This is a genomic window from Legionella brunensis (assembly GCF_001467025.1).
GTDB lineage: Bacteria > Pseudomonadota > Gammaproteobacteria > Legionellales > Legionellaceae > Tatlockia > Tatlockia brunensis.
This window is the reverse complement of record NZ_LNXV01000003.1, coordinates 156,411-171,783: the sequence shown is the minus strand read 5'-3', so window position 1 is coordinate 171,783 and position 15,373 is coordinate 156,411. Positions and strand designations below refer to the sequence as shown.

Genomic DNA, 15,373 nt, shown 5'->3' with positions numbered 1-15,373 from the left:
GGCAGGAGCAACTGCGGGCACTTTAACCTTTATGGTTGGTGGTCTTGAAGAAGCATTTGAAAAAGCAAAGCCTGTTTTAGCAGCCATGGGAAAAAAAATCATCCATGCAGGTACAGCAGGCAGCGGTCAAGCCGCAAAAATCTGCAATAACATGATATTGGGCGTATCCATGATAGCCATTTCAGAAGCCTTTGTTTTGGCAAAACATCTTGGTCTGTCTGACCAAAAATTGTTTGATGTTGTTACTAATTCATCGGGTCAATGTTGGGCAATGAGTCAATATGCTCCCGTTCCTGATGTTTTACCCAATACGCCGGCAAATAATAATTATCAACCAGGATTTACCGCAGCAATGATGCTTAAAGATCTTAACTTGAGTCAGAACTCTGCTGCGGCCGTGGGTTTAGAAACGCCTGTCGCAGCCCAAGCCACGGCACTTTACCAACAATTTAATGATGCAGGCTTAGGTCAACTCGATTTCTCAGCCATTATCAAAGCGATTACTAAAGAGCAGGTCACTCATGACTAGTCAGCAAGCCATTTCTGGCAAGGACTCCTTAGAAAATTTCTGGGCAGATATAGCCCATCGCTATGTAAGTTGGATTAAACCCTGGGACAAGACTTTGCAAGGCAATTTCACCAATGGGGATATTCAATGGTTTAGTGGTGGCAAACTTAATATTAGCGCAAACTGCCTTGACAAACATCTGCCGAATAAAGCAGAGCAGACTGCTATTATTTGGGAAAGCGATGATGAGCAACAACAACGAAAACTAAGCTTTGGCGAATTACATCAAGAAGTCTGCCTGATGGCCAACGCTTTGAAATCCTTGGGAATTAGCAAAGGAGACCGGGTAGGTATTTACTTACCCATGATTCCAGAGGCAGCTATTGCTATGCTTGCTTGTGCAAGAATCGGGGCTGTACATACTGTGGTATTTGCAGGGTTTTCACCAACTGCTTTACGGCAACGCCTTGAAGCTGCTGCCTGTAAGCTATTGATTACCACAGATGGCTATAATCGCGGCGGCAAACACTTTGCTTTGAAACAGCAAGCTGATGAAGCTACAAAAGGACTTTCTTTGCAAACTCTGGTTATTCAACATAGTCGCGAGTCAGTTCCTTTTCATGCTAAAACCGATCACTGGTGGCATGATTTAAAATCACGAGTCAATGCAGATTGCCCCCCGGAACCCATGGATGCGGAAGCCCCCCTTTTTATTCTTTATACTTCCGGCAGCACTGGTAAACCTAAAGGGGTGGTCCACACAACTGGTGGTTATCTCGTCCAAGTGGCTTATAGCCATAATCATATTTTTAAATGCTCTACTAATGAAGTATTTTGGTGTACAGCTGACGTAGGCTGGATAACAGGACATAGTTATGTTGTCTATGGACCTTTATGCAACGGCATTACTTCTTTAATTTTTGCCGGAATACCCTCATGGCCAGATCCTGCTCGTTTTTGGAATATTATTGATAAACATCAAGTTAATGTATTTTATACTGCTCCCACCGCTATTCGTGCATTAAAGCGTGCTGGCGATCAATGGCTCACAACAACTAATCGCAAATCCTTGCGCATGCTTGGAACTGTGGGTGAGCCTATCAATCCCGAAGTTTGGCAATGGTATCATGACCAAGTGGGGCAAGATCGATGCCCCATCGTTGATACATGGTGGCAAACCGAAACAGGCGCTATCATGATATGTCCGCAAGAAGATTTGAATGCAGCTAAACCGGGGGCCGCAAGTCAACCTCTTCCGGGAATCTTTCCCGTTCTTCTTGATGAACAGGGTAAAGAAATTAAAGGTGAAGGCGAAGGTAGCTTGCCAATTAAATACCCTTGGCCTTCCATCGCAAGAACAATTGCGGGGGATCACGAACGTTATTGTGAGACTTATTTTAACAATGGCTATTACATTACGGGTGACGGAGCAAAACGTGATACGGATGGTGACTATTGGATAACTGGGCGTATTGATGATGTTTTAAACGTGTCCGGCCATCGCCTGGGAACCGCAGAAATCGAGAGTGCCCTCGTTGCCCATCCTAAAGTTGCAGAAGCTGCCGTTGTTGGCATCCCACACGAGATAAAAGGACAAGGGATTCATGCTTTTGTCAGTTTAAAAACAGGGGAACAACCATCCCAGCAACTTTATGAAGAGTTAATTGACACCATCAAAACAGATATAGGTGCCATTGCCAAGCCAGATGCCATAAGCTGGGTTAACGATTTACCAAAAACACGTTCAGGCAAAATTATGCGACGCATTTTACGACAAATTGCCTCTAAGGATGTACAGGATCTTTCTGAGCTAGGTGACTTGTCAACCTTGGCAAATCCTCAAGTCGTTAATGACTTAATGAAAGATCACTCTGCCTCATGAAAGAAACTATTAAAATAGCGTCCTAGCTCCTTTCTAAGGTGAAGGACGCTAAATAAAGGTTCAATAACTAGACTCAGTTTTAAGTAAGGAGTCGTCCTCGGAAGGTGTATGAGGCACCGCAGTGAACTGGGAGTTCTCCTTCTTGGCATTTTTTTCATTCCACCAAGAAGACGGATTGGCAGAAACTTGAGTAGTATTTGAATTCATTCGATGACCTACTTGTCTTTCAAGATAAATAAGCACCTCTAATTCTGATTCAGTTGGGTTTATCTTCTTTTTATATTGACCTAATAGGTCATGATAATGCCAAAACTTAATGGCCTGGACTATATCTATGGGCTCATTGACATAAGTGGAATTTCGTTGGTTTGCTGCCTTGTACTGTTTAACTAACGCCTTGACAAACGGATCATTTAGATCATGCAAAATGTTACTGTCTTGCAACGCTGCAACGAAGGTAAGAGCATTCTTTATACTTAATTTTAATGGTTTCGGAAGCGATGCATACTCTTCGATAACCTGCTGCAGATAAAAATCAAAACCAAGCTGCTTATAGGCTTTCTTTCCTTGCTCGCTTGATAATTTATGCCACAGTACACAAACATGCCAAGGCGTGCCATAAAATGCGACTTTTTGTTGCTTTAACTCCGCCGTGTGTAATGCAATCGCACGTAAATTAGCGTGAACATGTTCATCATTAAAACAAGCACGTTGTTGAGGGAATAAATCGCTAAGCACGTTCGAAGATAATAGAGTTGGCAAGGCATAGAAAAGCAGCCCTGAAGTAATTATTTTTCCTAGGTAAAAAATTGCTTTGCCTTTTACATCTGGATTCTTAAGTAAATGCGAAAACTCTTTAAAATCACAAGGAAGAGCAATTGGCTTATTGCTAGCCAATCCTTTTGCATAGAATTTAATGCATCGCAGTATGCGAACCGGATCTGCATGGATATTTGCATGCAGATCACCTACAAATTCAGCAGCCTTAAATTGAATACCAAATGGCGCTATCACTCTCCATTTTTGGCTATCCCCTTTGTCTTCCCTAGATAAATAGAAACTATTTTGAGTCAAATCTAGGGTGGTTGCATCATGACACATTAAAGCTATCTGCTCATCACGTGGATCACAATAGGCCATGTCTCTTAACAACAAACCATTTTTATCATAGTGACGAAAAGCTTTGTCGTCCGCGATTTTTTTTCTATAAGTTGAAATGTCAAAATAAGTATCTTCAATGTAAACACGAACAAAAGGATAATTGTCTTTGTTAGCTAACTCAGAAAAATAATTATTTTCACTGAAGAACTTAATAAGATAAGCAGGATCCCAGGCAACTTTAAAATCAATATCGTCATAAGAAATGCCGAGTAGATTATCCCTCACAAAACCGCCAAAAATGGAAATCTTTGCCCCATTTTTTTGCAAAAGATCATAAATAACGCTGGCTGTTTTTGGCAATGTAACCGATATTTGCTGCGTCACCAAGGATGGATATGGATTATTTTGCGCCGGCGCTTGCATTGACCTTCTATCATGCGTCTTCTTTTTCTTCTTTTTTCCATCTGGATTTTGCGCATCCTCTTGGTTGGCCTCTGACTTTTTATCCGCTTGCACAGCTACTTGAGTATCAGACTCTTTTTTCCCTTTATGAGACTTTAATTGAGAAGAAGTATCGGGGGGCAGATCCGCACGCAACAGCCTCGGAGCATAAATTTGTACATAATCTTTTAAAAATCCGGTAAATCTAACTATTGCTTCATCAGAGTTGTGCTCCTGACTCAAGAGCCAAGCCAATGTGGTTAAATCAATTAACTTATGCTGATAATCAGATATCTTGCCATGATGCTCAATCATTTCAATTAAAGCGAGGCAAATCGTAATTTGATGCAGAGGGTTTTTGTTATTTTTGGCGATAGTTAACGCAAGGTTATATTTTTTGTAAGCGTGTACAAATGTTTTTTCTTTATTTAGTAGAGAACTCCAATTCTCAATATCGAATCCATAAATTTCTATACTTTGCTCACTTAGCGACTTGGGCTCTTCATGAGCTACCACTTTTTTCTGGTCAGCTTTTTTGGGCTTTACCTCTTGTTTTTCCACCTTTTGAGGTTTGGGCTTGTCAATCTTAGTTTTTGTAGCTTTTTTATGCTTTGGAGCTTCATTTTTGTTATCTAATTGATTTTCATCAAGCTCCTCTTTGACAGGTTTGTTGGCTTCTAGCGCCTGAGCAGCAGTAGCTAATACTGCCTTGTATTTGTCTATATCTTCTGCTGTGAACAATTGGGAAAAACGCTCCAAGCATTGGTTTAAGCTGCTAACTAAATGACTCGTTGGCGTCCGTTTAGCTAGTAAATTAAAACAGATTTCCAAGGCTTGTGCAGACACTATTCTTGTAAAGAGAAAATTACTGTCATAAAAACCATATAAGTCAGTTATTGCCGAAATAACAAGCTTTTCCCAATCTGTATCAGGAGGAAATTTTTCGGGGTAATCTCTAAAAATAAATAATTTTAATAAGGATGAATAGTCATGTTTTTTAATCTTATCGAGACTATCCACGTTGCCAAAAGAGAGCAGCGAATAAACCAGATATAATTTAGGATAGATCCTTTTATTGCCAGCCGCATAACCTATGTACTTATATAACTTGTCATTAAAATAATCGATATCATCCGGAGCTATAAATTTTTTAGGGATAGATAAAAAACCACTTAGCGTACCATCAATAAGGGCTGCCTGATGAACACTAAACCGGGTTTTATCTTTAAGATTCAATTCGGCTAGCAAGCCATTAAAGTCTTCACCAAAGACAGGATTCGGCAAACCATCTTCCATAACTAAATCAAGAAAATTCAATAAATAGAGTCGTGTGCCAAGAATCCCTAAAAATATCATTTTAGCTTGTTGGAATGTTGGAAATAACAAGGAACTACCAGGATCCTTGGTTAATATGGCAATCACATCAACATCACTGCCATAAAATTTTTGATAAGTATTGTTTAATTCCGTTATAAAAGCATAGAGAATGTAGCCCCGGTGGCTTCGAGTGATAGAGTCTTTTTCATCGAGGACTTCCAACAAGAATTTTTGCAAACCCTCATAACACTGATTAATCTCGGCAACTATAGATTCAATTTTTACTTTCTTAGCTTGTTTATTTAATGCTAAATAGGCATCAACCGATTGTTTGAGAGAATGAATCTTGAGTTCATGAGCCATGTCATTTAATAAATTTAAATCAACATCTTCTATGTTTACGCCATTGGATAACAGAAAATTATTCGCAGCCTCTGCATCCACAAAGTAGGATTTTTTTGCTGTATTAGAGCTAGTTTTAGCGGTTTTTCTTTTAGGCATACCTATCAACCTTCAAAGTAAAAACCGCGCATCATAACAGCCAATTATTAAGTAAACCTTACGCAATTGCACAGAGATTGTTCAGTTATCTTTCGATTATTTTTTCAGACACCCAAAAATATACCTCACTTTAGATAGGACAATTTGGTATTGTGAGAAACAAAAAATTAATATATTTATGTTGAGCATCGCTTATGAAGGGGCTATCCCTAAACAACACAAAATATTTCATGGCTGTTGAAGTATTCGGAAAATCTGTTTTTCTTGCTGATTCACGCTCCAAAAAAGGAAAATTAGTGATCGTTACAGCTAAAAAATGCTATCTCAAATCGCCAGCTGCTTTTATTTATTTTTGACAAAATATTAATCACTGTGACCCTGTGATATACTCCTTTGTTTTTTTTCAAACTCGTTTTAATCACAAGTTGTATGTAAACGAATTTGGTTTTTGAAGGAAGTAACTATGCAAGTTTCAGTTAAAAAGTCAAATATATTACTACCTAATGAAATTTGGGTGTTCATATTTAGTCTGAATATCTTAGATAAACTTGATCTTATCTATCTGACCATGGTTTGCTCATTATTTAATAAATTAATTAAAGAAAATACCCATTTAATAAAAAATGCACCTTTTCCATTACCTGATTATTCTCAGTATTTCACACAAGAATTCTTTAAGAGCGAAGTTCAAATGACTTTCCTTTTAAAATTGAAGAACAACAATCTCGTCTGTGGATTGAATAATGGTAAAATTTATGTATTAGATGCAGTTTCTGGTGAATACAAACAAACATTAACAGCTCATTTAGAGCGGATTAACACTCGCACTACAATTTTAGCGCAACTTTCACTTTTAGGGCTTAATACCAAGGCATATGGTGAAATAACAAATCCCATAAGAGCTATTATTGAGCACTCAAGTGGTGACATTATTAGCGGAGCCGAAGACCGAACTATTCGTGTTTTTGATGCGAACTCCGAACAATGTAAACTAACTTTTACCGGCCATTATGGCGCCATTAGTGCGATACATGAACTTGATCAAAAAAGCGTTATTAGTGCTTCTATTCGTGGGGATATCCATATTTGGGACAAAACTTCCGGTAAAAGCGAAAAACAATTTGATTGGAACCAAACTGGGGTTAGCTCTTTAGCTGTACTTAAAAGCGGTCTTATTGTAAGTGGTGGGCGAAATGGTTCGCTCTGCTTTTTTGATAAGGACTCTAATACACATACTCTAGCCCATGGTCATACAAAAGCAATTCGCGTCATAACTGCATTTGATGACAAGCGTTTGATTACTGGGGCTGATGATGCAACCATTCGTATTTGGGACATTGCAAGCAGGACATGTATTAAAGTACTTAAAAGGCACAAGAACTCAATTAATGCAATAATTGAGCTTGGAGAAAACCTCATTATTAGTAGTTCAAATGATAAAACAATGCGACTTTGGAATATAAATACCGGAAAGTGCATCCGAAAATTGGATGGTTACCAAAGTCCTATTACCTCTTTAATAAAGAGAGACAATGGGAATATTTCTTTTGTCTTAGGTAATGTGATCAAAATTTTGCATTTCGGCTACATTGATTGTAGGCAGGATGAAAAAGAAGCTATCATTCCTGCAAACAGAATAAGATTCTAATTTTTCTTCCAAGACTATTATGAGCTTCGCGAGGCGAGGCTAATCTTTAATCTGTTGCGAAAATTTGTGACAGGAGGCGAGCTGCAGTTGGTTGGCACTTTACCAACCAAACCATTCATTTAACTTTAAAATCAACTCATCTAAACCTTCTTTTTTAAGGGAAGAAAATGCTTGTACGCTGATTAAATCAGATACAGCTTGATAATGTTTCCGTACTTTTGACACAGCATTTTTAACGTCACTTCGACTTAATTTGTCAGCTTTAGTCAATAGAATATGTACGGGTAACTGCCGCGACAACGACCATTCAACCATCATCTGATCAAGCTCTTTGAGAGGATGACGACTATCCATTAATAATACTAAACCCCGTAAGCATTGACGCACTTCTAAATAATGCGCTAAATGTTGCTGCCACTCTTGTTTAATCTCCTGAGCTACTTTGGCATAACCGTAGCCCGGCAAATCAACCAAGCGACGAGACTCATCAAGACTAAATAAATTAATTAATTGAGTGCGGCCTGGCGTCTTACTTGTGCGAGCGAGTTGTCTAATGCCCGTTAAACAATTTAAAGCACTCGATTTACCAGCATTCGAACGCCCAGCAAAAGCCACTTCCACCCCTTGATCATCGGGTAATTGATTCACACGTGCCGCGCTTTTTAAAAAGCTTGCGCGTGCATAAGGATTCATTAACATTATCTTCAATTTCATTTTGGGATTTTGGCTAAGCAGTGTACCATTAAAAAAGATAGAACCCTCGGAAAAAGAATGAAAAAAATCGTATTTGCTCTTATCGTGTTCTGCACCTTTACGAGCAATGGCGCAGAACAGCCTAATGCATCGCTTGAGAAAGCTGGCGTTTGTGCTGCTTGTCATGGTCAGAAAGGCGTTAGCTTAAATCCTATATGGCCCAACCTTGCCGGCCAACATGCAAGCTATCTCCTTAAGCAATTGCAGGATTATAAAAAAGGCACTACTCGCAACGCCCCAGAGATGACCGCGATTGTTGCTAGTTTAAACGAAACTGATATGGCTGATTTAGCGGCTTTTTATTCCAAGCAACCTCTGCCTGAAGGGATAACTCCTGAGAAATACTTAAAACGAGGTGAGCAACTCTACCGCGGCGGTGATTTTGATAAACACATAACCGCTTGCATTGCCTGCCATGGTCCAAAAGGGACAGGAAATAGTCAGGCAGGGTTTCCGGTATTGTCAGGGCAACACGCACCTTATACTATACAGCAACTACAAGCCTTTAAGGACAAAAAACGTTCGAATGATTTAAATTCTATCATGAGGGATATAAGCTCACGGATGAGTCAGGAAGATATGGAAGCGGTCGCCTATTATATGCAGGGATTACATTAATTTTAGAGAGACAAGAAATGTTAAAACGTTTGCTATTGATTGTATTATTTGTGCCAGCGCTTGCTTTTGCCAATGATTTTATTGCCGGTAAGGACTATGAGATTGTTACAGGAACACCGACCACAGCCCAAGACTCTAATAAAGTGATCGTTACTGAGTTTTTCAGCTATGGTTGTCCTTGGTGTTACCGCATTGAACCCGCCCTAATGACCTGGGTACAGCAACAAGGCAATAAAGTTCAATTTTCACGAGTACCTGTCATTTTTAATAAAGATTGGAAATTTTATGCCAAAGCTTATTACACTGCGCATCTTCTAGGCTTAGAAGCCAAAATGAATCCCGCTTTATTTAAAGCGATTCAAACTGAAAAGCGCCCCCTAGCAAACAATGAAGCAATGGTGAATTTCTTTATCGCTGAAGGTGTCGATAACGCTACTGCAAAAAGCGCTTTTGAAAACTCAACGATGATTGATGTACAGATAGCACAGGGCGCAGCGATGATGTCGAATTTCCACGTCAACGGCGTTCCTGCTGTTATTGTTAACAATCAATATAAAACAGATTTGCAAATGGCACAAAACCAGGAACGCTTTTTTCAAATTCTTGATTTCCTAGTCAATAAGGCTAGTAAAGGCTAACTCTTCTGACTTACCTACCCCTTCTTACAAGAGGGGTAGGTATTCTCTTATAAAAATATTTACTCATGATTGAAGTCGGAAATGCCGGGATTCTCTAAACTTAGAATACCTGTATTAAAATCATAGGCAAAAATTTCTGCATAGCGGCCCCAATCGATCATCGTTCGTAAAACACGATCCGCCTCTTTTTCACTCAAATAATCTTCAAGTTTACTTAAGAAGCGCTCCTCTGAAACGCGATGACCAATTTTTTCATCCAAGACACGCCGGATATAACGCGCTAAAGGAACTTTCTCCAATAAGCATCGAGCAAATACTTGCTTACGCGCTTGCAAATCAGCTTCAGAAAACTGCTTGCCTAAATCGCTAAGCTGAATATCACCATCAGAAACTTTAGCAAACCCTAAAATTTCCAATGTCTCAAGAATGGGGAATAAGTCATCGATATTCATCATGAGCTCATCAGCCAATTCTGGTAAATCAATACGTTCTTCAAAAGATTTCATTGTTTCAATTAAACCTGATAACTCTGAGGGCTCAACATCAGGCAAGCGATATCCTAAACCTATTTGTCGCTCGCGCTGGGCACGTTTTGCTTTCTCCTTAGGCCCGGTAGTCATTAACTTATAGATTTTGTCTACCAAATCACGAAATTCAGGGGTCTCTGGGTTACGTGGTTGGGGAAGTGCTACTTGTAATTCCGCACGAATGTAACCTGGATCACTACCAAAAATTACGATGCGATCGGCAAGTGTTGCGGCTTCCTCAATATTGTGGGTTACCAATAAAATGCCATTTGTATTTGTTTTCTTTTCTTTCCATAGCTCCAACAAGTCTGACTTTAAATTTTCAGCGGTTAGTACATCGAGTGCCGAAAAAGGTTCATCCATCAATAAGACATCAGGATTGATAACCAAAGCGCGGGCAAATCCTACGCGCTGTCGCATTCCTCCCGATAACTCTTTAGGGAAAGCTGACTCAAAACCATCAAGGCCAATGGTATCGATTGCTTCAATAGCCCGACGCCTACGCTCCTCACGACTCACTCCCTGAGCCTCGAGGCCCAGCTCAACATTTTCAAGTACAGTCAACCATGGCATTAAAGCAAACGATTGGAAAACCATAGCAATACCCGGAACGGGTCCCGTGACGAGCTGCCCACGATAACTAACTTTACCTGCAGAAGGCGGTACCAATCCGGCAATAATTCGCAATAGCGTTGACTTACCCGAACCTGATTTTCCCAGCATGGCAACAATCTCGCCTTCTTTTAATTGAAAATTAACATCTTCAAGTACCAATAAATCCTGTTCCGAAGCCTTCTTAAATGATTTACGGCAATTTTCAATGGCAATTATTGTTTCTGACATACATGCCTCTGACTCAATTGAAATGAAAGCGCTCTTCTGCCAAGCGGTAGAGCGGACGCCAAATTAAATGATTAAATGCTAATACATAGCTACACATCATTGCCGTGCCTAAAGCTATTTTAGGGAAATCACCTGCTATTGTACTCGCCTGAATATATTCCCCTAAACCCGTAGCCCTTAAAGTGGTATTGCCCCAACTGACCCACTCTGCAACGATACTGGCGTTCCATGCACCACCTGCAGCAGTGATTGCGCCTGTAATATAAAATGGAAAAATACCCGGCAAGGCTAAGCGCTTCCACCACTGCCAACCCTTGACGCCAAAATTATCAGCCGCTAAATAAAGGTCGCGTGGGATGTTTGAAGCTCCCGCGATGATATTAAATAAAATGTACCATTGAGTACCAAGAATCATGAGTGGTGTCACCCAAATTTCCACACTTAAGTGGAATCGCACAATGGCGATTACAAATAAAGGATAAAACAAGTTTGCCGGAAACGCCGCGACAAATTGGATTACCGGTTGAATTTTTTGCGCCAACCGCGGTCTTAATCCAATCCAGACCCCCACAGGAATCCAGATGAGTGAACTGACAATAATCAATACAATAACACGCGCCCCTGTTGCGGCGCCTAAGAAAAATACATGAACAACTTCACTAACCTTTAGCTGGGCAAGAATAAAATTCAATAAAAGCCAACCTCCGCCAATGATTGCCAATAGCACGAAAATGTTCCATATCCAATCCATATGCTTTTGGTGACGATAATCGATTTCCTTAATTGATTTCGAACTCCTTCGTCCTAGCCAATGCATATTTACAAAACAATCTTTTAAAATCGCTAGGCGGTTACTGAAACGTTTTATTAAGCGGCTACCCCGTATCAAATCAATTAACCAAGATTGATATTCTTCCTCATCTGGAGATGGCTCCATTTTAAATTTTTCGGACCAGGCGATGAGTGGTCTAAATAGAATTTGATCATAGAGGAAAATTACAATAACCATAGTAAGAATAGCATAGCCTACTGCATGTAAATCATGTCTCTCTATGGCTAAGGCAATGTAAGACCCCACACCTGGTAAACGAATATCTTGATGAGAAACAGCAATTGCTTCAGACAAAACCACAAAGAACCAACTCGCAGACATGGACATCATCATATTCCATAGTAAGCCAGACATAGAAAAAGGCACTTCAACTTTCCAGAAACGTTGCCAGGCAGACAACTGGAACATGGCAGCTGCCTCTTTAAGATCATGGGGCAGCGTTTTTAATGACTGGTAAAAACCAAAAGTAATATTCCACACTTGCGCAGTAAAAATCGCAAAAATTGATGCACACTCAGGGCCTAATAAACTTCCCGGGAACAGGTGAATAAAACCTGTCACGGTAATCGATAAGAAACTTAAAACAGGGACGGATTGCAAAATATCAATGGCAGGAATAATGACCTGCTCAGCTCGTCGGTGTTTGGCTGCCAAAGCTCCTACTGTGAAAGTAAATAAAATTGATAACGCTAAAGCAATGAACATCCGTAAAACTGTACGCAATGCATAAAACGGCAGTTTGGCAGGATCTAACGAAATAGGGAGCGGTTCACCAAGCTGATAGGGACTCGCCATTTGTTTGCCAGCCCAACCAAGAAAAAAAACAACGGAAAAAATAAGGATTAGCAGCAACAGATCCCAGCGATTAATATAACGGCTGACATTTTCACGATTAGCAAAGTAAAATCGGCTGTTGCGCACTACAACCCTCCCCTTTTTGTTTTTATTGAACCGATTGAAACTTATACTCAATCAACGTGATTGGTATAAAGGGCGGGGATTTAAAAGCACCCTGTTTGAGTAGTAAGACCCCAAAACCCTATAAAATACCATAAATACGGGCTTATCGATATAACAGTGACAGCATCCTAGTAAATTTCTTGACCGTGCTAATCAACACTGAGTTGCTGTAACTTCATGTTGCTGTCTTTTAGGATAAATACCAAGCTTTCATAAATTTTTAACCTATTGATTAATATCAATTAATTTTTAAATATCGCAAAAAAAAGCATTTTTCCCTAAATGACGAGAACTTTTTAACCTTTATATTGTCTAAATATTGAACGCTTAAAGTTGCTCTAAACTTCGCATTTTCCCTCTTTATGCGAAGTCAGTGCCCATCCTTCGGGTATTGGGCACAACAATTTCCCCGGCGTATGCCGGGGTTTTTTTGTTCGCAAAACCTGTTTAAAATGAAATAAAAGTTAATTTCTAGTAAAATAATCTCCGGAAACGAGATTCATTCGTCTTATTAAAATTCAAAGGGAGCTGCTTCAGATGCGTCAAATCAAATTTTATTGCCTATTAACGCTCATCCTTCTCTCAACACCGGGATTTACAGCACCTGACAATACGCAACTTGCCGTTTGGACCAATGAAGCCATCGTGGCAACTTACACTTTTGATTATAAAAATTTTTTAGCAAGGCAAAAAGAAATCGCTAAATACTTTACTGCTGCAGGTTGGACTGCATACAGTACAGCATTGAATGCGTCGAAGCTTCCAGATGCAGTGAAGAAAAATTTATATTCCGTCAATGCTGTAGCCACCTTGCCTCCTGAAGTTAAATCGATTAGCCCAACACAATGGGAAGCAACCATGCCTTTACTCGTTACCTATAAAAACCCACAATACCAACAAAAACAAAATTTACTTGTGACTATTAATTTCATTCAGGCTCCAGCAGGACAAGGCGTACGAGGTCTTGCAATAGCCAGTTTGCAATCAAAAGTGACGCAGCCTCCTTGCCAATGTCAGACAGAAATAGACGAAGAGCAAACTACAACAAACGATAAGACACAATCACCAGATGGAAAGTAATCAATACCAAAATCAAGCCAATAATAATGTTTAGCTTGCGAGGCATGGTGATATCAAGAACAGCATCATGGGGATTATTGGGGTTGTAGTAAACATCAATGTCCTCATCTTTTTCATAAGCCACTGCTGCCCGATAGGCTACCGTTCGTGCATATTTGCTATTTTGATTAATATGGGACGTATCTAGAAAAAGACGCTCGCCCTGAAAATCCTCATCCAAAACATGATAACTGTATTCAATCTTTGGCCATAATCGATCCCCTTCTTGAGTCCATATAAATTGCATGATGCGTCCCTTGGTTAAAAACCAGGACTGAGCTTTTTTAAGACGCTTCCTCTCCCGCCAAAAGTGCCACAATAAAATTATTAAGAAGAGTAGCCAAAGTAAGTCAAGCAACCAACGCCAAGATGTCGTCCAGTGAGTCACGGGTATTCCTGCCACAAATTATTCTTCTATCCTAGAGCAACTGGAAGATTGCAGCAATTATTTCAACCTGCTTTCATAAATCATTTGTTGCTCAACAAAAAAAATCATTCTTGCCACTTCGATTTTTAAATTACAGACACACTTTTAGGATTTTGATTACCTTACTCGGTCAGGTAATCAAAATCATACTTTTTTTTTACACTCCAATTTTTATAAACAATTGGAGTCTGGCACTAATGTATAAACCAAAAATGTTTCAACCCAATGCATCTATTGAATTTACATTGGATGTTGATGATTTATTGAAGACTTATCTTTATTTAGATAAAGCATTATTTAAACCAAGAAAAGATAACAGCATGGAGCAAGGAGATGCTTGCTTCAAAAAATTTTCTAATGAAGGTAAAGGGGTTACTTTGCCTTTAAGAATGAAACTGGATGCTATAGCGACTGCAATTAGAGAAAAAAGATTTGTTCCTGAGGACACCTTAAGTTATATCGACATATTAACCTTGTCTTCTAATCACCTCGATCAACAACGGTTTAATGAAAAACCTGAACCTAAAGAAAAAGAAAGATTGGTGTTAAATTATCTTGAGGCGGCGTATGCTCTTGATAAAAATTACGATTATGAGCATTTAGAAAAATACAGCGTACGAGACTTATCTAGCCATGCCCAGCTACTCCATTATTTGGGTAAGGCGCGCCGTTATGCAGGAATTTCTGCTGAAGAACGGTTGCCTTTACTTTTAAATGCCTTAAAAATCGCTCAGTTTTTGAGTAGCTTAAGTTGTGATGAAAAAGAGGATCCCCATAATTATGAAAATCGCATTGCTACTTATGAATTGCCAGTGAATTATTGCCTACAAGATATGAAGCAGTACGATAAAGCAGCTGAATTAATTAAACCTCAATTAGAATTGCCCAGTGCTTTTCATCGAGCGCAAGCCTCTATTCAATTAGCCAATATCTATGTCAAAAAACATCATGATTTTGGGGTTGGGCTAGATATTGCAAAACAATATGCGCTATGTGCTGTTCAAGAGAGTCTTAAGCCAGAAAGCAGCAATTTAGTAAATTATAACGCTCGAGTTTGCTTGATGAACATTTTAGAAGCGGCCAAGGAAATAGACGAAGCCCAATCTATAGCCACCGCTATTATCGAGGAGATGGATAAGAATATTGAATGTGGTGCTAAACCAATCCATCGTGAAGCTGCAGAAAAAATTATAAATGCCCATAAATCCTTCACATTACAATAAAAAACATTATGCAGGTAAAAGTATAATTTTGCCTG

General features: G+C 39.4%; 12 protein-coding genes. 7 read left to right on the top strand and 5 right to left on the bottom strand.

Annotated elements, in window-relative coordinates:
- Both Lbru_RS17670 and acs read left to right on the top strand, forming a co-directional pair.
- The coding region (locus tag Lbru_RS17670) for an NAD-binding protein (RefSeq protein ID WP_238583799.1) at window positions 1–529 on the top strand (529 nt) is incomplete at its 5' end.
- A complete protein-coding gene (gene acs / locus Lbru_RS01140) occupies window positions 522–2,390 on the top strand; it encodes an acetate--CoA ligase (RefSeq protein WP_058440342.1) in 1,869 nt (622 codons plus the stop codon). The genes Lbru_RS17670 and acs, both read left to right, overlap by 8 nt.
- 60 nt (window positions 2,391–2,450) lie before the next feature.
- Here acs and Lbru_RS01135 read toward each other — a convergent pair whose 3' ends face one another.
- The gene (locus tag Lbru_RS01135) at window positions 2,451–5,750 is read right to left on the bottom strand and encodes a nucleotidyltransferase family protein (protein ID WP_058440341.1); all 3,300 of its coding nucleotides are present in this window, start codon (window positions 5,748–5,750) and stop codon (window positions 2,451–2,453) included.
- 463 nt (window positions 5,751–6,213) lie between these two features.
- On the opposite strand from Lbru_RS01135, the gene Lbru_RS01130 reads away from it, so the two are divergent.
- On the top strand, window positions 6,214–7,398 hold the full coding sequence (locus Lbru_RS01130; RefSeq protein WP_058440340.1) for an F-box/WD repeat-containing protein: 1,185 nt from the start codon (window positions 6,214–6,216) through the stop codon (window positions 7,396–7,398).
- 99 nt (window positions 7,399–7,497) lie between these two features.
- On the opposite strand, the gene yihA is transcribed toward Lbru_RS01130, so the two are convergent.
- Window positions 7,498–8,097: a ribosome biogenesis GTP-binding protein YihA/YsxC gene (gene yihA, locus Lbru_RS01125; RefSeq protein ID WP_058440339.1), complete on the bottom strand. Its 600-nt coding sequence runs from the start codon at window positions 8,095–8,097 to the stop codon at window positions 7,498–7,500.
- A 72-nt stretch (window positions 8,098–8,169) separates the two neighbouring features.
- Here yihA and Lbru_RS01120 point away from each other — a divergent pair, with 72 nt between their 5' ends.
- Both Lbru_RS01120 and Lbru_RS01115 read left to right on the top strand, forming a co-directional pair.
- Window positions 8,170–8,769, top strand: a complete 600-nt coding sequence (locus tag Lbru_RS01120; RefSeq protein ID WP_058440338.1) for a c-type cytochrome — start codon at window positions 8,170–8,172, stop codon at window positions 8,767–8,769.
- 17 nt (window positions 8,770–8,786) lie between these two features.
- The gene (locus tag Lbru_RS01115; RefSeq protein ID WP_058440337.1) at window positions 8,787–9,407 is read left to right on the top strand and encodes a thiol:disulfide interchange protein DsbA/DsbL; all 621 of its coding nucleotides are present in this window, start codon (window positions 8,787–8,789) and stop codon (window positions 9,405–9,407) included.
- A 59-nt stretch (window positions 9,408–9,466) separates the two neighbouring features.
- Here the strand turns inward: Lbru_RS01115 and Lbru_RS01110 are convergent, their stop codons facing one another.
- Together Lbru_RS01110 and Lbru_RS01105 are read right to left on the bottom strand one after the other, a co-directional pair.
- A complete protein-coding gene (locus Lbru_RS01110; protein WP_058440336.1) occupies window positions 9,467–10,777 on the bottom strand; it encodes an ABC transporter ATP-binding protein in 1,311 nt (436 codons plus the stop codon).
- Window positions 10,778–10,790: 13 nt separating this feature from the next.
- Entirely contained in the window at window positions 10,791–12,530 is a 1,740-nt protein-coding gene (locus Lbru_RS01105; RefSeq protein ID WP_058440335.1) for an ABC transporter permease, read from the bottom strand.
- A gap of 576 nt (window positions 12,531–13,106) precedes the next feature.
- Between Lbru_RS01105 and Lbru_RS01100 the strand changes: the two genes are divergently transcribed.
- Window positions 13,107–13,649 carry a DotI/IcmL family type IV secretion protein gene (locus Lbru_RS01100; protein ID WP_058440334.1) on the top strand — a complete coding sequence of 181 codons (543 nt, stop codon included), beginning with the start codon at window positions 13,107–13,109 and terminating at the stop codon, window positions 13,647–13,649.
- On the opposite strand, the gene Lbru_RS01095 is transcribed toward Lbru_RS01100, so the two are convergent.
- Complete coding sequence (locus Lbru_RS01095) at window positions 13,609–13,935, bottom strand: DUF3592 domain-containing protein (protein WP_420795295.1); 327 nt, start codon at window positions 13,933–13,935, stop codon at window positions 13,609–13,611. The genes Lbru_RS01100 and Lbru_RS01095 overlap by 41 nt on opposite strands.
- Before the next feature lie 377 nt (window positions 13,936–14,312).
- Here Lbru_RS01095 and Lbru_RS01090 point away from each other — a divergent pair, with 377 nt between their 5' ends.
- Window positions 14,313–15,338: a hypothetical protein gene (locus Lbru_RS01090; protein ID WP_058440332.1), complete on the top strand. Its 1,026-nt coding sequence runs from the start codon at window positions 14,313–14,315 to the stop codon at window positions 15,336–15,338.
- Window positions 15,339–15,373: the final 35 nt, after the last annotated feature.